General features: G+C 62.7%; 22 protein-coding genes. 13 read left to right on the top strand and 9 right to left on the bottom strand.

What is annotated here, in order from left to right:
- Positions 1-56: 56 nt before the first annotated feature.
- Both MUU55_RS05050 and MUU55_RS05045 read left to right on the top strand, forming a co-directional pair.
- A complete protein-coding gene (locus MUU55_RS05050; RefSeq protein ID WP_244759651.1) occupies positions 57-629 on the top strand; it encodes an NADPH-dependent FMN reductase in 573 nt (190 codons plus the stop codon).
- Complete coding sequence (locus MUU55_RS05045) at positions 626-1,834, top strand: MFS transporter (RefSeq protein WP_244759650.1); 1,209 nt, start codon at positions 626-628, stop codon at positions 1,832-1,834. Before MUU55_RS05050 ends, MUU55_RS05045 begins: the two co-directional genes overlap by 4 nt.
- 1 nt (position 1,835) lies before the next feature.
- Here the strand turns inward: MUU55_RS05045 and MUU55_RS05040 are convergent, their stop codons facing one another.
- Positions 1,836-2,297 carry a tRNA (cytidine(34)-2'-O)-methyltransferase gene (locus MUU55_RS05040; RefSeq protein WP_244759649.1) on the bottom strand — a complete coding sequence of 154 codons (462 nt, stop codon included), beginning with the start codon at positions 2,295-2,297 and terminating at the stop codon, positions 1,836-1,838.
- A gap of 350 nt (positions 2,298-2,647) precedes the next feature.
- Between MUU55_RS05040 and MUU55_RS05035 the strand changes: the two genes are divergently transcribed.
- From MUU55_RS05035 to MUU55_RS05010, 6 genes are all read left to right on the top strand, one after another.
- Positions 2,648-4,504: an ABC transporter ATP-binding protein gene (locus MUU55_RS05035; RefSeq protein WP_244759648.1), complete on the top strand. Its 1,857-nt coding sequence runs from the start codon at positions 2,648-2,650 to the stop codon at positions 4,502-4,504.
- A gap of 90 nt (positions 4,505-4,594) precedes the next feature.
- Positions 4,595-6,463, top strand: coding sequence for an ABC transporter ATP-binding protein (locus MUU55_RS05030; RefSeq protein ID WP_244759647.1), 1,869 nt, complete (start codon positions 4,595-4,597; stop codon positions 6,461-6,463).
- A 262-nt stretch (positions 6,464-6,725) separates the two neighbouring features.
- Positions 6,726-7,304 carry a ubiquinol-cytochrome c reductase iron-sulfur subunit gene (gene petA, locus MUU55_RS05025; RefSeq protein ID WP_244759646.1) on the top strand — a complete coding sequence of 193 codons (579 nt, stop codon included), beginning with the start codon at positions 6,726-6,728 and terminating at the stop codon, positions 7,302-7,304.
- 14 nt (positions 7,305-7,318) lie between these two features.
- A complete protein-coding gene (locus MUU55_RS05020; RefSeq protein WP_244759645.1) occupies positions 7,319-8,587 on the top strand; it encodes a cytochrome b in 1,269 nt (422 codons plus the stop codon).
- A gap of 24 nt (positions 8,588-8,611) precedes the next feature.
- Entirely contained in the window at positions 8,612-9,490 is an 879-nt protein-coding gene (locus tag MUU55_RS05015) for a cytochrome c1 (protein ID WP_244759644.1), read from the top strand.
- Positions 9,491-9,598: 108 nt separating this feature from the next.
- The gene (locus MUU55_RS05010) at positions 9,599-10,141 is read left to right on the top strand and encodes an adenine phosphoribosyltransferase (protein WP_244759643.1); all 543 of its coding nucleotides are present in this window, start codon (positions 9,599-9,601) and stop codon (positions 10,139-10,141) included.
- A 15-nt stretch (positions 10,142-10,156) separates the two neighbouring features.
- Here MUU55_RS05010 and MUU55_RS05005 read toward each other — a convergent pair whose 3' ends face one another.
- On the bottom strand, positions 10,157-10,624 hold the full coding sequence (locus MUU55_RS05005) for a MaoC family dehydratase (protein ID WP_244759642.1): 468 nt from the start codon (positions 10,622-10,624) through the stop codon (positions 10,157-10,159).
- Positions 10,611-11,093, bottom strand: coding sequence for a MaoC family dehydratase (locus tag MUU55_RS05000; RefSeq protein WP_244759641.1), 483 nt, complete (start codon positions 11,091-11,093; stop codon positions 10,611-10,613). The genes MUU55_RS05005 and MUU55_RS05000 overlap by 14 nt, the downstream gene beginning before the upstream one ends.
- 107 nt (positions 11,094-11,200) lie before the next feature.
- Here MUU55_RS05000 and MUU55_RS04995 point away from each other — a divergent pair, with 107 nt between their 5' ends.
- On the top strand, positions 11,201-12,319 hold the full coding sequence (locus MUU55_RS04995) for a hypothetical protein (protein WP_244759640.1): 1,119 nt from the start codon (positions 11,201-11,203) through the stop codon (positions 12,317-12,319).
- 36 nt (positions 12,320-12,355) lie between these two features.
- Here MUU55_RS04995 and ychF read toward each other — a convergent pair whose 3' ends face one another.
- Positions 12,356-13,459 (bottom strand): redox-regulated ATPase YchF, encoded by a 1,104-nt coding sequence (ychF, locus tag MUU55_RS04990; RefSeq protein WP_244759639.1) that lies wholly within the window; start codon positions 13,457-13,459, stop codon positions 12,356-12,358.
- A gap of 158 nt (positions 13,460-13,617) precedes the next feature.
- Between ychF and clpS the strand changes: the two genes are divergently transcribed.
- Positions 13,618-13,929 (top strand): ATP-dependent Clp protease adapter ClpS, encoded by a 312-nt coding sequence (gene clpS / locus MUU55_RS04985; protein ID WP_244759638.1) that lies wholly within the window; start codon positions 13,618-13,620, stop codon positions 13,927-13,929.
- Positions 13,930-13,969: 40 nt separating this feature from the next.
- On the top strand, positions 13,970-14,353 hold the full coding sequence (locus MUU55_RS04980; protein ID WP_244759637.1) for a hypothetical protein: 384 nt from the start codon (positions 13,970-13,972) through the stop codon (positions 14,351-14,353).
- 3 nt (positions 14,354-14,356) lie between these two features.
- On the opposite strand, the gene pth is transcribed toward MUU55_RS04980, so the two are convergent.
- The 4 genes from pth to MUU55_RS04960 form a co-directional block, all read right to left on the bottom strand.
- Positions 14,357-15,073 (bottom strand): aminoacyl-tRNA hydrolase, encoded by a 717-nt coding sequence (gene pth, locus MUU55_RS04975; RefSeq protein ID WP_244759636.1) that lies wholly within the window; start codon positions 15,071-15,073, stop codon positions 14,357-14,359.
- Positions 15,074-15,144: 71 nt separating this feature from the next.
- Entirely contained in the window at positions 15,145-15,894 is a 750-nt protein-coding gene (locus MUU55_RS04970; RefSeq protein ID WP_244759635.1) for a substrate-binding periplasmic protein, read from the bottom strand.
- Positions 15,895-15,913: 19 nt separating this feature from the next.
- Entirely contained in the window at positions 15,914-18,295 is a 2,382-nt protein-coding gene (locus MUU55_RS04965) for a putative bifunctional diguanylate cyclase/phosphodiesterase (protein ID WP_244759872.1), read from the bottom strand.
- A 240-nt stretch (positions 18,296-18,535) separates the two neighbouring features.
- Entirely contained in the window at positions 18,536-19,144 is a 609-nt protein-coding gene (locus MUU55_RS04960) for a 50S ribosomal protein L25/general stress protein Ctc (protein ID WP_244759634.1), read from the bottom strand.
- A gap of 244 nt (positions 19,145-19,388) precedes the next feature.
- Between MUU55_RS04960 and MUU55_RS04955 the strand changes: the two genes are divergently transcribed.
- Entirely contained in the window at positions 19,389-20,834 is a 1,446-nt protein-coding gene (locus MUU55_RS04955; RefSeq protein WP_244759633.1) for a hypothetical protein, read from the top strand.
- A gap of 3 nt (positions 20,835-20,837) precedes the next feature.
- Here the strand turns inward: MUU55_RS04955 and MUU55_RS04950 are convergent, their stop codons facing one another.
- Positions 20,838-22,022, bottom strand: coding sequence for a benzoate/H(+) symporter BenE family transporter (locus MUU55_RS04950; RefSeq protein ID WP_244759632.1), 1,185 nt, complete (start codon positions 22,020-22,022; stop codon positions 20,838-20,840).
- A 206-nt stretch (positions 22,023-22,228) separates the two neighbouring features.
- On the opposite strand from MUU55_RS04950, the gene MUU55_RS04945 reads away from it, so the two are divergent.
- Positions 22,229-23,188, top strand: coding sequence for a helix-turn-helix domain-containing protein (locus tag MUU55_RS04945; protein WP_244759631.1), 960 nt, complete (start codon positions 22,229-22,231; stop codon positions 23,186-23,188).
- Positions 23,189-23,221: the final 33 nt, after the last annotated feature.

Here is a 23,221-nt window from a genome sequence, read left to right as displayed (position 1 = left end):
ACTTTGCTTGAGGTTTTATACCGCGGGCTCCCTGATTTCAAACGGAGCCCAGACGCATGACAGACAGACTGACCATCGCCCTCATCTATGGCAGCGGCCGCGAGGGACGCTTTGCCGATACGATTGCGGGATGGCTGGAGCCGGAACTCGCGGGTTTCCATCAATACGACATCATCCGCATCGATCCGGCGGAACTGATTTTCACGCCCGGCGGTCTCGATATGGATTCGACGGAGAGCGTCGAAAGCAGGATTTCGCAGGCGGATGCCTTCCTCATCGTCGTGCCGGAATACAACCATGCCTATCCGGCCGCCTTGAAAGCCATCATCGACAGCTGCTTCCGCCCTTGGCATGCCAAGCCGATCGCCTTCATCTCCTATGGTGGCGTCTCGGGCGGTCTTCGCGCCGTGGAGCAGCTGCGGCTGGTCTTTGCCGAGTTGCATGCCGTTGCAATCCGCGAGACCGTCAGCCTCGCCCATGCCTGGACGCAGTTCGATCCCGCCGGCAACCCCTTTCGTCCCGGCCATCTCAACGGCCAGCTTGCCGTGTTGATGAGGCGCCTGACCTGGTGGGCGAATGCGCTGAAGGCGGCGCGCATCGCGACGCGCTACGACGAGGCAGCGGCATGAAACCGGAGCACTATGCCGTGGCGGAAATCGCCCGCTCGCCGCAGGAACGCTGGCGCAATGCGACGCTGCTCTTTGTCAGCACGCTGACCATCATGTCGGGTGCGACGATCTCCGCCTCCCTGCCGGGTATTGCCGCCCGGTTTTCCGAAGTGGAAAATGTCGCGCTGCTCAGCCGGCTGGTTTTGACGCTGCCGGCCGTGTTCATCGCGCTGTTTTCACCCGCGGCCGGTTTTCTGGTGGATCGCTTTGGCCGCAAGCCGCTGCTGCTGGCCTCGCTTGCGCTCTTTGCCGTCGCGGGCGCCTCCGGTCTGGTGCTCGATACGCTGCCCGGCCTGCTTGTCGGTCGTGCCGTGCTCGGCCTTGCCGTCGGCGGCATCATGACGGCGACGACGGCGCTGGTCGGTGACTTCTTCCAGGGGCCGGCGCGCGATCGATACATGGGCTTGCAGCAGGCTTTCGTCGGTATCGGCGGCACGCTCTTCCTGACGGGCGGCGGCTTCCTTGCCGAAATCCACTGGCGCGGTCCGTTCTTCATCTACATGGTGGCGATCCTGCTTCTGCCCGCCGCTATCGCGTTCCTGCCGGAACCGCGCCGGGTTCGTTCCGCCGCTGCTGTGGCAGGCGAGAGTGGGTTCGACGGGCGCAGGATCGTGCTGCTCGGTGTGCTGTTCGTCGCGGCCGCGATCAACATGATCGCTTTCTACATGATCCCGACGCAGCTGCCGTTCTATCTGGAGCATCTCGGGTTTGCGGCACCCAGCCTTGCCGGGGCGGCGATCGGGGCGGGGCAGCTGGTCGGTGTCGTCAGTTCGCTGGTCTTCGCACCGGTCCGCCGGCGGATCGGCCTGATGGGCGTGTTCGCCCTCGGCTTCATCTCGTCAGGTCTGTCCTTCCTGCTGCTATCGAGCGCGGAAAGCTATGGCAGCGTTCTGGCCGCCATGGCCGTCTCCGGCATCTGCATGGGCACGATCATGCCGAACTTCGCGGCCAGCGCCATGCTGCTCGCGCCGCCCGCCCTGCGCGGCCGGATTTCAGGGCTTCTGGTTTCCAGCATCTTCGCCGGGCAATTCCTGTCGCCGATCGTCTCGCAGCCGCTGATCATCGCATCCGGCTATGGCATGGCTTACGCCGTGGTCGGGACGGTCGTGCTGGTGCTCGGCATCGTGGCCTTGATCGCGCGGCTTTTACGGTGGGGTGATGGCTAAGTCAGGCAAACCCGGTCTGGCGCAGCGCCTCGCCGCAGATCATCGCGGCGGAGAGCGCGACATTGATCGAGCGCTGCCCCTCGACCATGGGGATGAGCACGCGGCCGTCGGCGAGATCGTGGACCCGGTCCGGCACGCCGGCGCTTTCACGGCCGAAGAGCAGGATGTCATCCGGCCGGTAGGCAAAGTCGGCGTAGAGCCCGGCGGCCTTGGTGGAGGCGAGCACGAGGCGGCGGCCGGTCGTCTGTCGCCAGTCCTCGAACCGGTCCCAGCTGACATGTCGCGTCAGCGTCACGGCGGCGAGATAGTCCATGCCGGCGCGCTTCAGGTTGCGGTCGGACAGGTCGAAGCCGGCCGGCTCTATGATGTCGACGGCGAGCCCAAGGCAGGCGGCGAAACGCAGGATCGTGCCGGTATTGCCGGCAATATCGGGCTGGTAGAGGGCGATGCGGAGTTGGGACATGGTTCGGGGGTAGCCGGGATGTGGCTGGAAGGCAACAGAATTGGCCTCAGATGCGAATGTGCGACGAAGTGGCTGGCAAATTGCGCCGTTTCGGGTTACCCAAGCAGCATCTTCAACGCGAGAACAGGGAGGATCATGATGGATATCACACGTCGACAGCGCCTCCCGGCTGGAATCACGCCACTTCTCGCGTAGGCACCTCGCCGCCAAAACTCCCTTCGCAGACCCATTTCAATTCGCCGTGTGACGCCATTCGTCGCCCCGCGGTCATCCTACCGGAACCCCGTTCCCGATAGCGCCCGTTTTGCGCCGACCGCCCGGTTCCGTCATTTGATATTACGGAGATAGCCATGTTCGGCTGGTTCGAAAGACGCTTGAATCCTTACCCTTCCGAGGCCCCGTCGCTTCCGCCGAAGGGCCTGTTCGCCTTCCTGTGGCACTATACCAAGCCGGCGGCCCCCTGGCTGTTCGTGCTCGGTTTCTGCTCCATGACGCTGGGCATCGCCGAAGTGCTGCTGTTCCAGTTTCTCGGCAACATTGTCGACTGGCTTTCGGCTGGTGATCCCCACACGTTTCTGGCCCGCGAGGGCGGAACGCTGGTCTGGATGGCCGTGCTGCTGCTCGTCGTCATTCCGGGTTTTGGCGCGCTGCATACGATGACCATGCATCAGGCGCTCGCGGGCAATTTCCCGATGATCGCCCGCTGGCAGATGCACCGCTACCTCATCCGCCAGAGCATGACCTTCTTCTCCAACGAGTTCGCCGGCCGCGTCTCGACGAAGGTGATGCAGACGGCGCTTGCCGTGCGCGAAACGGTGATGAAGATCATCGACGTCTTCATCTATGTGGTGAGCTATTTCATCTCGATGATTGCAATCATCGCCGCGGCGGACCTGCGTCTCGTCGTGCCGCTGCTCGTGTGGTTCGTCGTCTATGTCTCGATCCTGCGCTATTTCGTGCCCAAGCTCATGCGGATTTCGCGCGAGCAGGCGGATGCGCGCTCGATGATGACGGGCCGGATCGTCGACAGCTACACCAATATCGCGACGGTAAAACTGTTCTCACATGCCGGCCGGGAGGAAACCTATGCTCGCGACGGCATGGATGAGTTCCTCCAGACCGTGCACGCGCAGATGCGTAAGATCACGCTGTTCAACATCGCGATCGACATCAACAACGTGCTGGCAATGTTCTTTACCGCGGCGATCGGCATCTATTTCTGGATGAACGGCGATGTCTCGGTCGGTGCGGTGGCGGTGGCCATGGGCCTCGTCATGCGCATCAACGGCATGTCGCAGTGGGTGATGTGGGAAGTGACTGCGCTGTTCGAGAATATCGGCACCGTCTATGACGGCATGGGCATGATGACCAAGCCGCACGACATCCAGGACAAGCCTGAAGCGCCTGCTTTGCCGGACGCGAAGGGCGCCATCGCCTTCGATCACGTCCGCTTCCACTACGGCAAGAACAAGGGCGTGATCGAAGACCTGTCGCTCACCATCGGTGCCGGCGAGAAGGTCGGTCTTGTCGGCCGCTCGGGGGCGGGCAAGACGACGCTGATGAACGTGCTCCTGCGCTTCTACGATCTGGAGTCGGGCAAGATCACCATCGACGGCAAGGATGTCGCGACGGTGACGCAGGACAGCCTGCGCTCGCAGATCGGCGTGGTGACGCAGGACACGTCGCTCCTGCACCGCTCGATCCGCGACAACATCGCCTATGGCAAGCCGGAGGCGACGGACGCGGAAATCATCGAGGCGGCAAGACGGGCGAATGCCTGGGACTTCATTGAAAGCCTCACCGACCAGCAGGGCCGCACCGGTCTCGATGCCCAGGTCGGCGAGCGTGGTGTGAAGCTCTCGGGCGGCCAGCGTCAGCGCATCGCGATCGCCCGCGTCTTCCTGAAGGACGCACCGATCCTGGTGCTGGACGAGGCGACCTCGGCGCTCGATTCGGAAGTCGAGGCGGCGATCCAGGACAACCTCTTTGCCCTCATGCAGGGCAAGACGGTGATCGCCATCGCCCACCGCCTGTCGACGCTGACCGAGATGGATCGCATCGTCGTGCTCGACAAGGGTCGCTTGCACGAGACCGGCACGCATGCCGAACTCGTCGCCAAAGGCGGCATCTATGCCGACCTCTGGACACGCCAGTCCGGCGGGTTCATCGCGGATGACGCGGCCGAGGCGGAAGCGGCGGCGGAGTAACAAAAAGAGAGGCCGATCCCGATGAGGGATCGGCTTTTTTCTTTCCGATCTTTAAGTTGCCCCCTGTCCAAAACAGCCTATATCGAAGGCATGATCTTCCGCCCGCTTTTCTCCTTCTCCGAGACCTGGATCCAGCCCTTCGCACGGCGTGATGATCTGCGGCCGCCGCAGGGGTTGATGGCGTTCGTCTGGTTCTATGTCGGGCAGGCCAAGGCGCCTTTTGCGGCTTTGCTGGTGCTTGGCGGCATCACGGCGGGCATCGAGGCGGCGACCTTCTGGTTCGTTGGGCGATTGGTCGATATGCTAGCGACGGTGACGCCGGGCGAGGGGTGGGGCGGGCTGCTTTCGGCGCATGGGCCGGAGCTGCTTGTCATGCTCGGGCTGATCGGTGTCGTGCGCTTCGTCGTGGCGTTCCTGACCGCACTGATCGACCAGCAGGTCATCACGCCGGGCTTCTATAATCTGGTGCGGTGGCAGTCCTATGTGCATGTCGCGCGCCAGTCGCTCTCCTTCTTCCAGAACGATTTCTCCGGGCGGATCGTCACCAAGGTCTGGTCGGCGGGGCAGGCGACGGGGGATGTCATCACGTCCTTCATGGAGAGCATCTGGTTCGTCTCGATCTATACGGTCTCGACACTCGTGCTGCTCGGCCAGCTCGACTGGCGGCTGGCGGTGGTGCTGCTCGTCTGGCTGTCGGTCTTCGCGGTGCTCGCGCGCTATTTCGTGCCGCGCATCCGCGAGCATGCGCGGCAGTCGGCCGAAGCGGGATCGATGATCAGCGGCCGCATGGTCGATGCCTATTCGAACATCCAGACCCTGAAACTGTTCGGCCGGGACGATGCGAACGACCGCTACATGCGCGACGGTTTCGACATCTTCCAGACGACGATCCTGAATTTCACGCGGCTGCTCACGTCGCTGCGCGCCTCGCTTGCCTTTCTGTCCGGCCTGATGATCGCCGGCATGGCGGTGTTGTGCGTCCATCTCTGGCTGACCGGCATCATCAGCTCGGGCGCCGTGGCGTTCACCATGGCGCTGGTGCTGCGGCTGAACTTCCTGCTCAACCGCCTGATGACGCAGCTCAACAGCATCATGCGCAATATCGGCACGATCCAGAATTCCGCCGACCTGATTTCCCAGCCGATCGGCCTTGTCGACCGGCCGGATGCGGCGGTCATGACGGTGGCGCATCCGGAAATCCGCTTCGACCATGTGCGTTTCCACTATGGTCGCGCGTCCGGCGTCATCGATGACCTGACGCTTTCGATCCGGCCCGGCGAGAAGGTCGGTATCGTTGGCCGCTCGGGGGCCGGAAAGTCGACGCTCGTCAATCTGCTGCTGCGCTTCTACGATCTGGAAGGCGGGCGCATCCTTGTCGGCGGACAGGATATTGCCACGGTCACGCAGGAAAGCCTGCGCGCCGCTATCGGCATGGTCAGTCAGGATACGGCCCTGCTGCATCGCTCGATCCGCGACAACATTCTCTTCGGCAATCCCGATGCCAGCGAAGCACAGATGATCGAGGCGGCGAAAAAGGCCGAGGCGCATGATTTCATCCTGTCGCTGGAGGACCAGCGCGGCCGCACCGGCTATGATGCTCATGTCGGCGAGCGTGGGGTGAAGCTGTCCGGCGGCCAGCGTCAGCGCATCGCGATTGCCCGCGTCATGCTGAAGGATGCGCCGATCCTGGTGCTCGATGAGGCGACCTCGGCGCTCGACAGCGAAGTGGAGGCGGCGATCCAGTCGAACCTCGAACGTCTGATGCGCGGCAAGACCGTGCTCGCCATCGCCCACCGGCTCTCCACCATCGCCGCGCTCGACCGCCTGATCGTCATGGACCGCGGTCATATCGTGGAGGAGGGGAGCCATGCCGAGCTCGTCGCCAGAGGCGGGCTCTATGCGGATCTCTGGTCGCGTCAGTCTGGCGGGTTTCTCGGCCATGAGGAAGCGGCGCAATAGGGCCGCAAAGCGTCGTTTCGCGCTTGTCGTTTGAGCCGGGAAGCGCTGAAGGTTCAAGGCGATGCATGCGCCTTGTCAAGATGCTCCGTTTTTCCCGCGACAATGTGCCCACCTCCCCTTGCCAAGGCTGGACATAATTTGCGATCAAGCATAGAACGCGCCGGATTGACGGGGAATCTATGGCCGTATTGTGTCCGGAATTGCCGGTTTCCAAAGGGGCGTTGCGGTTTCCGCAGACATTGCGTGAGAGGATGGTTTAGCCGTGAGCGAACACGAGACAACAAGCGAACCCCATGGCGAGCCCACTCGCCGCGATTTCCTTTACCTGACCACCGGTATGGCGGGCGTCGTGGGCGGCGTGGCGGTCGCATGGCCGTTCATCGATCAGATGCGTCCGGATGCGTCCACGCTGGCGCTCGCCTCCATCGAGGTCGACGTCTCCAGCCTGACGCCGGGCATGTCCCTGACGGCCAAGTGGCGCGGCAAGCCGATCTTCATCCGCAACCGCACGGACAAGGAAGTCGAAGAGGCCAAGGCCGTTGCGCTTTCCGATCTCAAGGACCCGGTTGCCCGTAACGCCAACGTTGCTGCCGACGCGGAAGCGACGGACCTCGAGCGCTCCGCCGGCGAGGGCAAGGAGAACTGGATCGTCATGATCGGTTCCTGTACGCATCTGGGCTGTGTTCCGCTCGGCCAGGCCGGCGATTTCGGCGGATGGTTCTGTCCCTGTCACGGTTCGCACTACGATACCGCTGGACGTATCCGCAAGGGTCCGGCCCCGGAGAACCTCGCTGTGCCGACCTTCTCGTTCGTATCCGACACAGTCATCAAGATCGGTTGAGGGGACACCTGATAATGAGTGCTGAACATTCCACCTACCAGCCGACGACTGGCATCGAGAAGTGGGTCGATTCGCGCCTGCCTCTGCCGCGCATGATCCATGACAGCTTCGTCTCCTACCCGGTCCCGCGCAACCTGAACTATGCTTACACCTTCGGCGCCATGCTTTCGGTGATGCTGATCGTGCAGATCCTGACCGGCATCGTCCTGGCCATGCACTATGTCGCCAGCGTCAACGAGGCCTTCGTCTCGGTCGAGAAGATCATGCGTGACGTGAACCACGGCTGGCTGCTGCGCTACATGCACGCCAACGGCGCGTCCTTCTTCTTCATCGCGGTCTATCTGCATATCGCCCGCGGCCTCTACTACGGCTCCTACAAGGCGCCGCGCGAAATCCTCTGGATCCTCGGCGTGGTCATCTACCTCTTGATGATGGCGACCGGCTTCATGGGCTACGTTCTGCCCTGGGGTCAGATGTCCTTCTGGGGCGCGACCGTTATCACCGGCTTCTTCTCGGCCTTCCCATGGGTCGGCGAGTGGATCCAGCAGTTCCTGCTCGGCGGTTTTGCGGTCGACCAGCCCACGCTGAACCGTTTCTTCGCGTTGCACTACCTGCTGCCCTTCATGATCGCCGGCGTCGTGGTCCTGCACATCTGGGCGCTGCACGTCACCGGCCAGACCAACCCGACCGGCGTCGAAGTGAAGTCCAAGACCGACACGGTCCCCTTCACGCCCTATGCGACGCTCAAGGATGCGCTCGGCGTCTCGGTCTTCCTGATCGCGTTTGCCTGGTTCGTCTTCTACATGCCCAACTATCTTGGCCACCCGGACAACTACATCCCGGCCGACCCGTTGAAGACCCCGGCTCACATCGTTCCGGAATGGTACTACCTGCCGTTCTACGCGATGCTGCGCGCCATCACCTTCAACGTCGGCCCGATCGACTCCAAGCTCGGCGGCGTCCTCGTGATGTTCGGCGCGATCATCGTGCTGTTCTTCCTGCCCTGGCTCGACACGTCGAAGGTCCGTTCGGCCGTCTACCGCCCGTGGTACAAGCTGTTCTTCTGGCTGTTCGTGGTCAATGCCATCCTGCTCGGCTGGCTCGGCGCGATGCCCGCTGAAGGCATCTACGTCGTCCTCTCGCAGCTCGGCACGCTCTATTACTTCGGTTTCTTCCTCGTCATCATGCCGGTGCTCGGCCTGATCGAGACCCCGAAGCGCATTCCGAATTCGATCACGGAAGCGGTTCTGGAAAAGAAGAACGCCAAGTTGGCCAAGGCCTGAGAGCGAGCGAAAGGAACCATGACAATGAAAAAGCTTGTTGCAGGCATTCTGTCGCTCGCACTCGTCGCCGGTCTCGGCGTCTCCTTCGCCGTAGCGGAAGAGGCAGCCCCCGCCGCCGGTGCCGAGGCGGAACACGCCACGCCACATTATCCGATGCATAAGCCCAGGCAGCAGGACTGGACCTTTGCCGGCCCGTTCGGCAAGTACGACAAGGGCCAGCTGCAGCGCGGCCTGAAGGTCTACACCGAAGTCTGTGCGGCCTGTCATTCGATGAACCTCGTCGCCTTCCGCACGCTGGAAGGCCTGGGGTATTCGGAAGCGCAGGTAAAGGCTTTCGCGGCGAACTACGAAGTGCAGGACGGCCCGAACAGCGATGGTGAAATGTTCACCCGCAAGGCCGTTCCGTCCGACCACTTCCCGTCGCCCTTCCCGAACCAGCAGGCGGCCGCGGCCTCGAACAACGGTGCAGCCCCGCCGGACTTCTCGCTGATCGCCAAGGCGCGCGGCATCACGCGCGGCTTCCCGCAGTTCGTCTTCGACATCTTCACGCAGTACCAGGAAGGTGGCCCTGACTACATCTACTCGCTGCTGACGGGCTACGACGAGGAGGTGCCGGCGCATCTCGAAGTCGCCGAAGGCACGCACTTCAACCCGTATTTCGCCAATGCCGCGGCGCTAGCCATGGCAAAGCCGATCTCCGACGACCAGGTCACTTACGACGACGGTTCGCCGCAGACGGTCGACCAGTACGCACGCGACATCTCCGCCTTCCTGATGTGGGCCGCCGAGCCGCATCTCGAAGCACGCAAGCGCACCGGCTTCATGGTCATGGTCTTCCTGGTGATTTTCACCGGCCTGATCTACCTGACGAAGAAGTCGGTCTACGCGAACAAGGAACACTGAGCGATCTGATCGCCCGGTTCAAAAGGCGGCCTCCGGGTCGCCTTTTTTGTTGTGGGGCGGTGCCGCACCTGCAATAACCGGACAATCCTTCCGCAGTCGGGAAATCCCATGCCTACCGTTGAACAAGAACTCGTCGCCGCGATCCGCAATATCCCGGACTATCCCAAGCCGGGTATCATCTTCCGCGACATCACCACCATGCTCGGCAATCCGCGCGCGTTCCGCCGCGCCGTTGACGAGCTGGTTCACCCCTATGCGGGTATCGGCATCGCCAAGGTTGCCGGCATCGAGGCGCGCGGCTTCATTCTCGGCGGCGCCATGGCGCACCAGCTTTCGACGGGTTTCGTACCGATCCGCAAGAAGGGCAAGCTGCCGCACGAGACCGTGCGTATCGCCTACAGCCTGGAATATGGCGTGGACGAGATGGAAATGCACAAGGACGCCATCACGCCGGGGGAGAAGGTCATCCTCGTCGACGACCTCATCGCGACCGGCGGCACGGCGGAAGCGGCCGTGAAACTCCTGCGCCAGATGGGCGCCGACATCGTCGCCGCCTGTTTCGTCATCGACCTGCCGGAGATCGGCGGCCGCAAGAAGCTGGAAGCGCTCGGCGTGGAAGTGCGCACGCTCGTGGCCTTCGACGGGCATTGAGTCCGTCGCCTCGCCTCAGACGAATTCTAGAACTGTGCTCTCGAACCGGATGACCGGCTCGCCGTTCTGATTGCGGCCAGCGCAGAGGATCGAGTTGATCCGCCGGTCTTTGCGCGTGGCCAGTTCGCGGGAGGCGAGCAGCGTCACCGAATAGGTGATGGTGTCGCCGGCAAAGACCGGTTTCAGCCAGGCGAGCTTGGTGAAGCCCGGCGAGGGGCCGAGGTTCGGGGGCACGATGCCGTCGGTGGCGAGGCGCTTGCACTCGCCGAGCCAGAACGGCACGAAGCACTTCATCCAGCCGGCGCTGGTATGCCAGCCCGAGGCGCAGAGGCCGCCGAAGAGAGCGTGCCTGGCCAGCTCCTCATCGAGATGGAACGGCTGCGGATCGAAATTTCTGGCGAAGCGGATGATGTCTTCGGCACTGAAGGTGTTGCTTCCGATCTCGACGGCCTCGCCGAACGGGTAGAGCTCAGCCATCCGCATGGTCGGCTCCCTTCGCAGCAACGCGCATCATGTTGATATATTCCGACACCGCGACCAGCTCGCCACGCTGGTTGGTCACCTCGGCGCGCATGCGCACGATGCCGATCTCCGGTCGCGAACGGGAGACACGGGCGTCCAGCACCTCGCAATGACCGCCGAGCGTGTCGCCCGCCAACACGGGACGCTTCCATTCCATGAGATCGACGCCGGGTGATCCCTCGGAAGTGGAGCCGTCGATATAGGCCTCGAAGAGCATGCGCATCATCACGGCGCTCGAGTGCCAGCCGGAGGCCGCAAGGCCACCGAGAATGCTGGCGCGGCCGGCAGCCTCGTCCATATGCATCGGCTGCGGATCGAATTCCCGAGCGAAGGCAATGATCTCGTCCGCCGTCATCGTGCGCTTCGAAAAGTCGAAGCGCCGGCCCGGCGTAAAATCTTCAAACGTATAGTTGGGCACCGTCTCGTCCATCCTGTTTCGGGCCGACAATGGCGAGCAGGGTTCCGTTTTGCAAGCTCTTGTCAGCGGGCTCGCGACGGTTAAGGTGCGGCCGACGCCGCGCAAGGAGAAGACAGGATATGCAGAGTTTGAAATCCGTGCTCGACGGTGCGGCAGGCGAGGGGATCCTCTCCGCCGACCAGGCGAGCACGCTGTTGCCCTATATGGAAGCGCGCGGCGTGGTCCTTGGTACGCCACCTGAAGCGCGCGCGCTCGATATCGCCGGCCCTGCCGAAGACCGTGCCATCGCGCCCGTCGAGGACACGGAAGCGCCGCGCTTCATCCGCGGCTTCCACGATGTGCTGATCACCATCGGCGTTGCCATCGTCATGGCGGGCGTCTGGGGCATCGGCGCCTTCCTCGCCGCGCTGCCGGCCATCGTCATCCTCGCGGAAATCCTGGTGAAGCGGCAACGTCTCGCTCTGCCGGCCGTGTTGCTGACCCTTCTCTATGCGCACTGGATCGGCATCACGACGATCCTGCTGCTGGAGGATACTCTGGGTGCGGAGAAGAGCCCCTATCTCGGCTTTCTCCTGGCCATGCTGCCCTTCGCGCTGCTTTTGCCGCCCTTCTACTGGCGTTACCGCATTCCGCTGTCGCTCAGCCTGTGGTTCCTGTCGCTGGCGGCCGTGGCGCTCGGCCTCGTCTTCCTGGCGTTGACACGGCTAACAGGCAGCGCCGATGTCATTGCCGATCGCCCGATGTTGTCCGCAGGCATCTTTCTTGCGGCAGCTCTCGTGCTGTTCTGCGTCGCGATGGCCTACGATCTTTCGGATCGCTTCCGCGTCTCGCGCCGCTCCGACATTGCCTTCTGGCTGCATCTGGTGACGGCGCCGGCGCTGCTCTATTCGACGCTCTGCTTCGTCTTCCTCGGCGATTTCGCGAATGACACGCTGTTCAGCAGCGACAAGGGCCTGCCGGAGGCGCTCATCATTGTCGCGATCGTCGTCGTGCTGATGGGGATCGGCCTTGCCATCGACCGGCGCGCCTTCGTGACCTCGGGGCTGCTCTCGCTCGGCCTCGCCACAGCAAGCCTGCTCCAGCGCACGGCGGCAGCACCGGAAAGTTACGTCTTCCTGACACTGTTGATCGTTGGCATCGTCGTTCTGACCATCGGCATCGGCTGGCCGCATTTCCGGCGCTGGACGGTGACGCCGCTGCCTCTGGCGCTCAAAGAAAAACTGCCGCCCCTCCGGTGAGGGACGGCAGTTCGAAACGTTGGGAACATTTGCCGCTTACGTGTTGAAGCGGAAGTGGATGACGTCGCCGTCGTTGACGACGTATTCCTTGCCTTCGTCGCGGCCCTTGCCGGCTTCCTTGGCGCCAACTTCGCCCTTGTAGGCGATGTAGTCGTCATAGGCGATGGTGAAGGCGCGGATGAAGCCGCGTTCGAAATCCGTGTGGATGACGCCGGCGGCCTGCGGGGCCTTGGTGCCTCGCACGATGGTCCAGGCGCGCGTTTCCTTGGGGCCGACGGTGAAATAGGTGATGAGGTCGAGCAGATGGTAGCCGGCGCGGATGAGGCGGTCGAGACCGGCTTCCGTGAGGCCGAGCGCCGAGAGGAATTCTTCGGCCTCCTCTTCCGGCAGCTGCGCGACTTCGGATTCGATTGCAGCCGAGATGATGACGCATTCCGCGCCCTGTTCCTTGGCCATAGCGGCGACGGCGGCGGTGTGCTCGTTGCCCGTCGAGGCGTCGGCTTCCGCGACGTTGCAGACATAGAGAACCGGATGCGAGGTCAGGAGATTCAGGCCCTTCAGGACCTCGATCTCTTCCGGGGCCAGCGTCTTGAGGAGCAGGCGGGCCGGCTTGCCCTCGTTCAGGAGCTTCACCACGGCTTCCATGATCGGCAGCTGGGCGAGCGAATCCTTGTCCTTGCTGGCGGCGCGCTTGCGGGTCTGCTCGACGCGGCGCTCCAGGCTCTCGAGGTCGGCGAGCATCAGCTCGGTCTCGATCGTGTCGGCGTCACCCACTGGATTGATGCGTCCCTCGACATGGGTGATGTCGTCATCCTCGAAGCAGCGCAGCACATGCACGACGGCGTCGACTTCGCGGATATTGGCGAGGAACTTGTTGCCGAGGCCTTCACCCTTCGATGCGCCGCGCACGAGGCCGGCAATGTCGACGAAGGAGATGCGCGTCGGGATGATTTCCTTGGAGCCCGCGATGGTGGCGAGCGCCTTCATGCGCGGATCGGGAACCGCCACTTCGCCGGTATTCGGCTCGATGGTGCAGAAGGGATAGTTCGCCGCCTGGGCAGCCGCCGTCTTGGTCAGCGCGTTGAAGAGGGTCGATTTGCCGACATTCGGCAGACCGACGATACCGCATTTGAAGCCCATGGAGATGGTCCATTCGTCGTAAGAAAATCGTTGCCCTCGCTATGGGGGATGCGGGGGGCAGGGTCAAGGCCTAGGCTGCCGTGGGGCCTTGAACTCACGCCTCTTGCGGTGCACAATGGCCCGACATCGCTCGAAGCCAACGTCATGAGGAGCTTCCCATGAGCAATGGTGACACGACCCTAACCCCGAAGACCTCAACCAAGCCGAAGCTCGAACGGCCGAGGCTCTACAAGGTCCTGCTCGTCAACGACGACTATACGCCGCGCGAATTCGTTGTGCTGGTGCTGAAGGCCGTGTTCCGCATGGCCGAGGAGACGAGCCAGCGGGTCATGATGACCGCTCACAAGATGGGCACCTGCGTCGTCGTCATCTGCGCCCGCGATATCGCCGAGACCAAGGCGAAGGAGGCGACGGACCTTGCCAAGGAGGCAGGCTTTCCTTTGATGTTCCAGACGGAGCCGGAAGAGTAGGGTTCATTCAATATTAGTGGTTTCTTTCTAACGTGCGACCATGTTCGAAGAAGCCTCTACCTGGCATTACGCCGTTGCCTTCGTGCTTTTCCTCATTCTCGGGGCGTTCGGGCATATTTGCCGCGCGGTCTTCAACAGTCTGCCGGACCGACTGTCGGACAAACCGATGCTCGATCTCCTGATCAGCGACGGCTATGACATGAACGACCATCTGCTTCGCACCGAATATGACGATGCGGGTTACTACCGGCTCGATTCCTGGCGGAACTTCCGCAACGCCGCCCTCGGCTGCGGGGTCGCCGGCATTGCGATCATGCTGCTGTCCGATCGTGCATCTGGTATGGTCGCGTATGGCATCGATACCGGTTTCGCCTGGCTGTGGGATCTGTTGCTTTATCGCCTGCAGGCGGTGCGGTCGCTGTAGCGATCACTCGCCCTTGTTGCCGAGCAGCTTCTTCAGCATCTCCGCCATAGGGCCTGTGGTCGGCAGGATTTTCGGCTGATTGTGGTTGCGCGCCTGGCGGATATGGGACTGGCCGGCGGGCTTCTTTTCGGGGGCGGCCTTTTCCTCCGGCTTGCCGCCGGTCGCGAGCGCCAGCCTGTTCATCAGCTGTGAATCTTCGCCCCGTACCAGCATGTCGGTGTTGAGCGCCAGTTCGTCGAGCAGCGGGTCGAGCCATGTGTGGTCGACCTTGGCGAAATCACCGAGCACGTGGTTGGTCACCAGTTCCTTGGCGCCGGGATGGCCGATGCCGAGGCGCATGCGCCGGTAGTCTTTGCCGCAATGCGCGTCGATCGACTTGATGCCGTTGTGCCCGCCATGGCCGCCGCCGATCTTGATGCGCACCTTGCCGGGCGCGAGATCGAGTTCGTCATAGATCGCGACGATGTCCTTGGGAGCGAGCTTGTAGAAGCGCATCGCATCCCCGACGGATTCGCCGGAAAGGTTCATGAAGGTCTGCGGCTTGACGAGCAGAACCTTCTCGCCGGCGATCTCGCCTTCGGCGATTTCGGCCTTGAACTTCTTCGACCAGGGCGAGAATGGGTTCTTGCGATGGATCGCATCCAGCGCCATGAAGCCGATATTGTGGCGGTTGCCCGCATATTTTGCGCCCGGATTGCCGAGGCCCACGATGATCTGCATGGAAGTGGTCCGCAAGTGGAGGTGTTATGTCTTCACCACCGCGAAAGCGGACGGAAGTCAACCGCCCCGGGTCAATTCTTCGTGCCGTTGTCGGCGGTGCGCGTGTCCGGCGGCAGGCCGTAGGCGGTGAAGATCCGGTCCTGTTCGCCGCTCAGGATCAGCTTGTCCAGCTCGGCCTGCAGCCCCTTGATCAGGCCCTGCGGCGTCTGCTTGTTGCAGGCGAGCCCGTAGATTTGGCCGGCCATCAGCATGGCCTTTTCGACGGGATATCCGTCCTTGACCAGCTTCTTGTAGGTCTTGACGGAGGTGGGCATCAGGTCGATGCGGCCGGAAATCAATTTGCGCAGGGTGATGTCGATATCGGAGGCGAGGTCGATGTCCTTGAACCCGATCAGTTCAAGCGCCTCCACGGCGAAGTCGCCGCGCTGCGAGCCGACCTTCAGTTCACGCGCCTTGACGATCGTAAGGTCGTCATGCGCGTCCCCCTTGCGCTTGAGAAGCACCATCTGGTCCTTCAGAAGCGGGTTGACCCAGACGAAGCGTTCGGCGCGCTCGCGGTTGTAGCCCGTCGTGAAGACGCAAGTGTTCGGCTGTTTCTCCGCCATAGCGAAGGCGCGGGCCCAGGGCATGATCTCCAGCGTGTAGTCGATGCCGGCAGCCTTGGCGATTTTCTCCACCTGGTCGACCGCGATGCCGGTGATCTTGCCATCCTTGATGTAGTTGAAGGGCGCATATTCCTCCGTCACGAAGTGGAGCGTGTCGGCGACGGCGTGAGACAGCGGGGCGAGGGACAGGCAAAGCGCAAAAAGCAGTGTCTTCATCGTCTCGTCCCTCAAACCGTCAGGAGGCCATGGCCCGGTGCTCGGGCCCGTCGGGTATTGCAAATTCGTCGAGCTTTTCCAGCAGCGCGTCAAGCGGCAAGGGTTTGCTCAGCAGATAGCCTTGGCCGAATTCTATCTTCATGCCCTGCAGGATATCCCACTGTTCCATCGTCTCGATGCCTTCCGCAACCACCGCACAGCCCATCTGGTGCGAGATGGTGCGGATACCCTCGACAAGCATACGGCTCTTGCGGCGCACGTCCGGCTGGTCGGAGGACAGCGAGCGGGTGAAGGACTGATCGATCTTTACGATGTCGACGGGGAAGCGGTTGAGGTAGCTCAGCGACGAGTATCCCGTACCGAAGTCGTCGAGCGCGATGCGGCAGCCGAGATCGGAGAGCGCATCGAGAACGTCGCGGACGACGGGATTGTCGAGCATCAGAACTGCCTCGGTGATCTCGACGACGATGCGCGCGGGCGTGATGCCGTTTTCGAGGAGAAGCGTCGCGATGCGGGCGGGCAGGGCGGGCTCGAACTGCAGCGGCGAGAAATTGACGGCGAGATACGTGTCGCCAAGGCCGTAGAGCTTCGAGATGACGGCGAGGCTGGCGATGGATTTCGACAGGATGCAGTCGCCGATGCGACCGATGGAACCATTCTCCTCCGCAATGCCGATGATTTCGGCCGGCGGCAGGATGCCGTGCTCGGGGTGGTGAAGGCGCATCAGCGCCTCGAAACCGGCGACGCGGCCGTTGGCAAGGCTCACGATCGGCTGGAGATGGGCGGTGAACCAGTCGTCGCGGAGGCCCTGGTCGATGAACTGTTCTGTTTCGAGCCGCTTGCGGGCGATGTCGACCATGTTGTTGTCGAAGAGCTGGACGCCGTTCTTGCCGCTGCGCTTGCGCGCATACATGGCCATGTCGGATTTTTGAAGCAGGCAGGCGGCGGTGGCGGCGTGATCGGGATAGACCGCGATGCCGATGCTGGCGCTGACATTGAGCTCCGCGCCGTTGACGATGAGTGGCGCGCGCAGGCTCGCGACCAGGCGGTCGCTGACGTCCATGGCGAGCTGACGGGCATTCGGGGCCGAAAGCAGGATGGCGAATTCGTCGCCGCCAAGACGGGCGATCACATCATTGGTGCGCAGTTGCCGACGCAGGCGCATGGCGACCTGGCAAAGCACGTCGTCGCCGCTGGCATGGCCGAGATTGTCGTTGATCCACTTGAAACGATCGAGATCGACGAAGAGGCAGGCGAGCTGCTGGCCGAGCGCATCGACATCGCCGATCAGCTCGTCCAGCACGGTCTCGAAGCCCTGCCGGTTGAGCAGGCCCGTCAGGTGGTCGGTGATCGCCTGGCGGTGGTTGCGGGTCTCGGCTTCCTTGAGATCGGTGACGTCGGTCATGACCGAGAGCGACAGCGCTTGCCGGCTGCTGCTCGCTGCCGCGCCTGTTTCGAGGATCAGCACGTCGATCACGCTGGTGTCGGCGCAGCGGAAGCGCACCGTGACCTCGCAGATGCCGCTATCGGACGTTTCATGGCGCTTGCGGTAGGCCGCGCGCGAGTCCTCTTCGACGAAGTCGGTGAAGCTTTGGCCGATTACCTGTTCGCGGCGGTAGCCTGTTGCCGTCAGCCAGTAATCGCTGACGGCCGTGATGCGGTTTTCCGCATCGATGGAAAACAGCATGGCTGGGGTGAGGTTGTAGATATCGGTGGCGCGGGCATGGGCCAGCTTCAGCTCGTTTTCCTCACGCTCCAGCTTGCTCTGCATCTCGTTGAAGTTATGGGCAAGCGCACCCATCTCGTCGTTCGAGGTCCAGTCGACATGATGGCGCGACCCGAGCCGACGCGTCGCCTCTATGGCTGCGGTCAGGCGCATAAGGGGGCGGATGATGGTGATGCGGTTGCCGATGATCGCGGCGGTGAAGAGCGTTGCGACGGCAAAGAAGAAGATCGCGAAGATGCTGACCTCATCCTTGGAGAAGCGCGAGAAGAGGCCCGCCTTGCGGATCCAGATTTCCGCCGTGCCGACTTTCTTGATGCCGTCGGCTGCTTTGTAGAGGATATCGGTCTTGACGATCGAGCGGGCGTCGTCCGGGTCGGGCGAGACGGCGGGCCTGCTGATGTCGATGACATCGGACGTATCGCGCACATGCACATAGCTGATATCGGTGTCGGCCTGCAGGGCAGCGACGATCTGGTCGATGCTGTCCTTGTCGAAATCCCAAAGCGGCTTGCCGAGTGCCTGGACATTGGCCTCAAGCAGGACTTCGGTGTTCTGCAGGCGCTCGCGTGCGACGCGGTCGGAGGAAAGGATCAGGAAAAGCACGAAGAGCGGGGCGACGAAGACGAGCAGGGCACCGATCACGATTGCGATGAAGCGGCTTTCAACCGAATGCATTTTCATGCCGGTCGTTCCTGCGCCACGTTGCAAAGCCAGTTCATGATACCCCTCTTTGGCTTTTGCCAAGTTCCCCGGGGTCTAGACTTTCATCAAAGTCTTAAATGTTGCTGAAATGGCCGTTCGTAAAAGTGCTGATGATTCAAACTTCCCGCAACGGTAGTGTGGTGTTTTGCGGGCAAAGAAAAACCCCGCGCCTCGGGAAAGGCGCGGGGTTCGAGAAAGATCCCTGGAACGGGATTATTCTGCGGAGCCTTCGGCTTCGTCCGACTTTACGCCGGCTGCCGGAGCAGCGATCGTCGCGATCGTGAAGTCACGGTCGGTAATGACCGGGCTCGTGCCCTTCGGCAGCTTGATGTGCGAGATGTGGATACCGTCGCCGACCTTGAGGCCGGAGAGGTCAGCCGTCAGGAATTCCGGAATGTCGCCGGCCAGAGCGTGCAGCTCGACCGCGTGGCGAACGATGTTCAGGACGCCGCCGACCTTGATGCCCGGGGACTTCTCTTCGTTGACGAAGTGAACCGGCACTTCGACGACGACGTGGGTGTTACCCGAAACGCGCAGGAAGTCGACATGCATGGTGAAGTCGCGGACCGGATCCAGCTGGTAGTCCTTCGGCAGAACCTTGATCTTCTCGCCGTTGACATCGATCGTGGCGACCGTCGTCTTGAAGCCGCCGGCGTGAATACGCTGGGTAACTTCCTTGGTCGAGAGGGCGATAGAGACAGGGGCCTGCTTGTCGCCGTAGATTACTGCAGGAATAAGGCCGTTGCGGCGAAGTTCACGGGAGGACCCCTTACCAACCCGTTCGCGCGTCTCGGCCTTGAGCTCGTAAGTTTCGTGGCTCATGGCTTTACCTTTCGTGTGTTACTGGAGAGCCTTTCGCGCAGCGGGCAGCGCCCGGCGATGCAAAAGGCTTGAGGATTTCGTGAAAGCCTCATCCACGTTGCCTCCAAGGGTGTCTACGCGGATGGGGGCTCCTTAAACAAGAATGCCCGGAAATGCAAGGGCCGAGGCCGGCTTGAGCCCGGATTGACATGCTGCCGCCGCGATTGGATGTTCGGTGGCGAAAGCTTCGCTGAAGGAGAACGACATGAGACGACAGATCCTGATGGCCTCGGCCGCCTTTGCGCTTGTTTCGGCAAGCCCCGCTGCCGCCCAGGAGATTTCGCCTGCCGGTGCAGAAGCTCTCCAGCAGCGCCTGACGCACTACCTGCCGAAAGACATCGTCGATGCCGGTCTCGTCACGGTGAAGGCGGCGTCTTCCTTCTATGAGCTGCGTTTCGACCCGACGGTTTTGATGGAGCAGGCCAAGAAGGGGAAGGTTCAGGTAGAAGGCCTGAAGCCTGTGATGGCCTATCTCAGACCGCAGCCCGAGGGGACCTACCGCGTCGAGGCCAATAACAGTTTCGATATCAAGGGCACGATGCCGGGCCAGGGTTCGTTTACCTATTTCATCGATACGATGAAGACCGACGGGATCTACGACCCGGAGATTCTTTACTTCACATCGGCGGACTGGTCGGTGAAGCGCATCGCCTTCTCCAGCACAACGCAGCAGGAAAGCGTGAGTGCAAGCTTCGGCGAATCAGCCATGCGCATCACCTCGGAGAAGAAGGCGCCCGGTACCATCGATATTTCCAGCACCGGCGTCATGAAGGCGTTCAGTGAAACGATCACCGGCGGCCCCTCCGGCCGGGTCGATATCGGTGCCGATACGCTCGACATCGACGTCAGCTTGGACGGAGCGCGCTACAAGGTCTTCCAGGACCTTGTCTTCTTCGTGCTCGACAACATGCATAAAGACAAGCTTGAAGCGGTGGATGCGGCCCGGCTGAAGGATCTGCTGCGTGCGTCCTTGCCGGTCTTCGACAATCTGACCGAAACGATCAAGGCCTCGAATGTCACCGTCGGCACCGACAAGGGCATCTTCGGCGCCGACGCGGTCACGTACAATATCGATATGAACGGCATCGGCCATTCGACGCGTGTCGGTTTCGGTTTTGGTGTGGAACATCCCAAGCCACCGGCCGGCATCTTGCCGGCAGAGTTTGCCGAGGCGCTCCCGGAGCGGGCGAACTTCAAGGCGGCTGTGACCAATCTCGATCTGGCCGGTGCGGTGACCTATCTCATCGACCACGCGGATTTCACCAAACCTGAGCCCTTGACGGAAGAGCAGAACAGGGAGATCGGCCGGATCATTCTGCCGAACGGCGCGATGACCGTCGAGTTCGAGGATGTTTCCGCCGTCTCGCCGATCTACGACCTGGAGGTTTCCGGCAAGATGATGGTGTATCCCGAGCAGAAGGATCGCCACAGCGCCGATGTGACCGTTACCATGCGCGACTTCGACAAGACGATCACCTATCTGCAGCGAAATGCAGGAAAGGTGCCGCAGTTCGGACAGGTCTCCTTCGGCCTCCTGATGATGAAGGGCCTTGCCCGCAAGGGTGAAGGAGGGGCGCAGATCTGGGACCTGACGGTCGGTGAGGACGGCAAGGTGCTGATCAACGGCCAGCCGTTGCCCTTCCAGCAGTGAACTCTAGGTGCGGCGCCTCGCGGTGAAACGCGACAGCGCCAACATCAGGCCGCCCGCGAGCAGACCCCAGAAAGCACCTGAAATGCCCGCAAAGGAGACGCCTGAAGCGGTGACGAGGAACGTCACAGCCGCCGCCTCGCGGCCGTCCACCTCCTTGAAGGCGTTGAGAGCCGAATTGGCGAAGGCGCTGATCAGCGCCAGCCCGGCGACGGCCTGGATGAGGACGGGCGGTGCGAGGCTGACGAAGGCGGTGACCGCGCCCGCGGCGAGGCCGAAGATCACGTAGAAGACACCGGCATTGATCGCCGCCCAGTAGCGTTTTGCGGGATCGGGATGGGCGTCGCTGCCTGCGCACATGGCGGCGGTGATGGCGGCAAGGTTTACCGCATGGCCACCGAATGGCGCCGAGAGCAGCGAGAACAGGCCCGTCGTCGCAAACAGTGGGCCGGGACTGGGCTCGTAGTGGTTGACCTTCAGAACCGCGATGCCGGGAATGTTCTGCGAGGCCATGGTGACGATGAAGAGCGGCAGCGCGATGCTGACGAGGCCGGCAAAGGTGAAGACGGGCGTGACGATTTCGGGCTTCGGCAGCAGGGCTTCGGCAAGCCCGGCAAAGGCGCCGTCCGGAATATCGATGCCGAAGGCGAGAACGGCGACGAAGGCGGCCAGTGCCGCCGGCACCGCATAGAGCCTGTTGATGCTGCCGACGATCACCCAGGCCAGCACGATCGGCAAGCCGAGCACGGGATTGAAGGCAATGGCCTTTACCGGCGCAAAGCAGAGACCGATCAGCACACCCGCCAGCATGGCGTTGGCCAGAGCTGCGGGAATGGCGGCGACCATGCGACCGAGCGGCTTCCAGAGGCCTGCGATGATGATCAGCACCGCACAGATGATGAACCCGCCGACAGCGGTCGCAAAGCCGCCTTCGACCGCGCCGGAACTCGCGAGCAGGGCGGCCCCCGGCGTCGACCAGGCGATGGAAACAGGCAGGCGTGTCGCAACACTGAGCACGATGGCGCAAACGCCCATCGACACCGAAAGCGCCATCAGACCGGATGCGGCCTGCGCCTCGGTGGCGCCGACGCCGGTGAGGCCATGCAGCACGACGGCGAAGGAACTGGCGAAACCGACGAAGGCGGTGAGCAGGCCCATGAACAGGGCTTGAGCGGAAAAATCACGAAGCATGGCGAGATCGACTAAGGAAAGGAATGTGCAGTCGTAACAGGCGGCGCAGGGGTTGGAAACAGGGTTGTGCGGCAGTCGGGGCGTCGCGCTCTGTCGTCGCCCTAGGACCTTGGTCTCGCTGGACCTTGCGCCCAAAACGGGGCTATAGTGAGCGGCGTTATATTTTGACGCGACGAACGGTCGGAAGCTTTCGGGGAGGAGAGCGGATGTCATTGCGTGTCCACCACGCGGATCATGTGCACACCGTGGCAGGCCACGCGTCGGCTGCCGCCAGTTCGCCCGTTGCCGCTTCCTGGCGTCGCTGCCTCACTCTGCATGGTCTGTCGCCGGAAGAAGCCCGCGCGCCCTGGCGATTGACCGACGGCGAATTCCGCCAGGCCCGTACCCGCTCCAGCGTTCTCGTCGAGGAGGCCTCGGGCGAACTCGATCGGCTTTTTGCGACGGTCGGCAAGGCGGGCTGCTGCCTGCTGCTGACGGATGAGAACGGCATTGCGCTCGAGCGGCGCGGGGCGGCCGGCGACGACCGGGAGTTTCGTGGCGTGGGCCTCTGGTCCGGCACGGTCTGGAGCGAGGCGAGCGTCGGCACCAACGGCATCGGCACGGCGCTCGCAGACGAGCGGCCGGTGGTGATCCTGCGGGACCAGCATTTCCTGTCGCAGAATACCGGTCTTTCCTGCACCACCGCAACGATCCGCGACCATACCGGCCGCATTGCCGCGGCCATCGACATTTCCACCTGCCGTGACGATGCCAACGAGATGACGATGGCGATCCTCTCTCAGGCGATCCGCGACGCCGCGGCGCGTATCGAGGCCGGGCTTTTCCGTCGCGCCTTCTCCTCTGCCCGGATCCTGCTGGTGCCCGTCGATGGTCGCGCGGCACCGGCGTTGCTTGCCGTCGACCGTGACGATCTCGTGCTCGGCGCCACGCGCGCGGCACGGCAGGTGCTCGGCCTCGATGACCGGCGCATCGCGGGTGGTGTTGCGGCTTCGGATCTTCTTCAGGAGGACCGGGCGGAGGAGGGGCGTGACCTCGATGACGCCGAGCGCGCAGCGCTTCGCCGCGTTCTTACGCGGGTCGGCGGAAACATCAGCCAGGCGGCGGACCTGCTCGGCATCAGCCGCGCGACGCTCTATCGCAAGATGAAGAAGCTCTCGATCAACTGATGTTGCGGCGCAGCACAGCCTGCGCCGCCGACC

It is taken from the genome of Shinella curvata (assembly GCF_022899935.1).
Classification (GTDB): Bacteria; Pseudomonadota; Alphaproteobacteria; order Rhizobiales; family Rhizobiaceae; genus Shinella; species Shinella curvata.
Note: the sequence above shows the minus strand (reverse complement) of the source record. Positions and strands in the feature narration are given on the sequence as shown.

What these genes read in the sequence shown, in the direction of transcription:
- MUU55_RS05040 (WP_244759649.1), bottom strand. Translation starts at nt 2,297, where the DNA reads ATGTCCCAACTCCGCATCGCCCTCTACCAGCCCGATATTGCCGGCAAT.
- MUU55_RS04955 (WP_244759633.1), top strand. Translation starts at nt 19,389, where the DNA reads ATGAGACGACAGATCCTGATGGCCTCGGCCGCCTTTGCGCTTGTTTCG.
- MUU55_RS04980 (WP_244759637.1), top strand. Translation starts at nt 13,970, where the DNA reads ATGTTCGAAGAAGCCTCTACCTGGCATTACGCCGTTGCCTTCGTGCTT.
- MUU55_RS05015 (WP_244759644.1), top strand. Translation starts at nt 8,612, where the DNA reads ATGAAAAAGCTTGTTGCAGGCATTCTGTCGCTCGCACTCGTCGCCGGT.
- MUU55_RS05000 (WP_244759641.1), bottom strand. Translation starts at nt 11,093, where the DNA reads ATGGACGAGACGGTGCCCAACTATACGTTTGAAGATTTTACGCCGGGC.
- MUU55_RS05035 (WP_244759648.1), top strand. Translation starts at nt 2,648, where the DNA reads ATGTTCGGCTGGTTCGAAAGACGCTTGAATCCTTACCCTTCCGAGGCC.
- ychF (WP_244759639.1), bottom strand. Translation starts at nt 13,459, where the DNA reads ATGGGCTTCAAATGCGGTATCGTCGGTCTGCCGAATGTCGGCAAATCG.
- MUU55_RS04960 (WP_244759634.1), bottom strand. Translation starts at nt 19,144, where the DNA reads ATGAGCCACGAAACTTACGAGCTCAAGGCCGAGACGCGCGAACGGGTT.
- MUU55_RS05010 (WP_244759643.1), top strand. Translation starts at nt 9,599, where the DNA reads ATGCCTACCGTTGAACAAGAACTCGTCGCCGCGATCCGCAATATCCCG.
- MUU55_RS05020 (WP_244759645.1), top strand. Translation starts at nt 7,319, where the DNA reads ATGAGTGCTGAACATTCCACCTACCAGCCGACGACTGGCATCGAGAAG.
- MUU55_RS05005 (WP_244759642.1), bottom strand. Translation starts at nt 10,624, where the DNA reads ATGCGGATGGCTGAGCTCTACCCGTTCGGCGAGGCCGTCGAGATCGGA.
- MUU55_RS05030 (WP_244759647.1), top strand. Translation starts at nt 4,595, where the DNA reads ATGATCTTCCGCCCGCTTTTCTCCTTCTCCGAGACCTGGATCCAGCCC.
- MUU55_RS04965 (WP_244759872.1), bottom strand. Translation starts at nt 18,295, where the DNA reads ATGCATTCGGTTGAAAGCCGCTTCATCGCAATCGTGATCGGTGCCCTG.
- MUU55_RS04945 (WP_244759631.1), top strand. Translation starts at nt 22,229, where the DNA reads ATGTCATTGCGTGTCCACCACGCGGATCATGTGCACACCGTGGCAGGC.
- MUU55_RS05050 (WP_244759651.1), top strand. Translation starts at nt 57, where the DNA reads ATGACAGACAGACTGACCATCGCCCTCATCTATGGCAGCGGCCGCGAG.
- MUU55_RS04970 (WP_244759635.1), bottom strand. Translation starts at nt 15,894, where the DNA reads ATGAAGACACTGCTTTTTGCGCTTTGCCTGTCCCTCGCCCCGCTGTCT.
- MUU55_RS05045 (WP_244759650.1), top strand. Translation starts at nt 626, where the DNA reads ATGAAACCGGAGCACTATGCCGTGGCGGAAATCGCCCGCTCGCCGCAG.
- MUU55_RS04950 (WP_244759632.1), bottom strand. Translation starts at nt 22,022, where the DNA reads ATGCTTCGTGATTTTTCCGCTCAAGCCCTGTTCATGGGCCTGCTCACC.
- MUU55_RS04995 (WP_244759640.1), top strand. Translation starts at nt 11,201, where the DNA reads ATGCAGAGTTTGAAATCCGTGCTCGACGGTGCGGCAGGCGAGGGGATC.
- clpS (WP_244759638.1), top strand. Translation starts at nt 13,618, where the DNA reads ATGAGCAATGGTGACACGACCCTAACCCCGAAGACCTCAACCAAGCCG.
- pth (WP_244759636.1), bottom strand. Translation starts at nt 15,073, where the DNA reads ATGCAGATCATCGTGGGCCTCGGCAATCCGGGCGCAAAATATGCGGGC.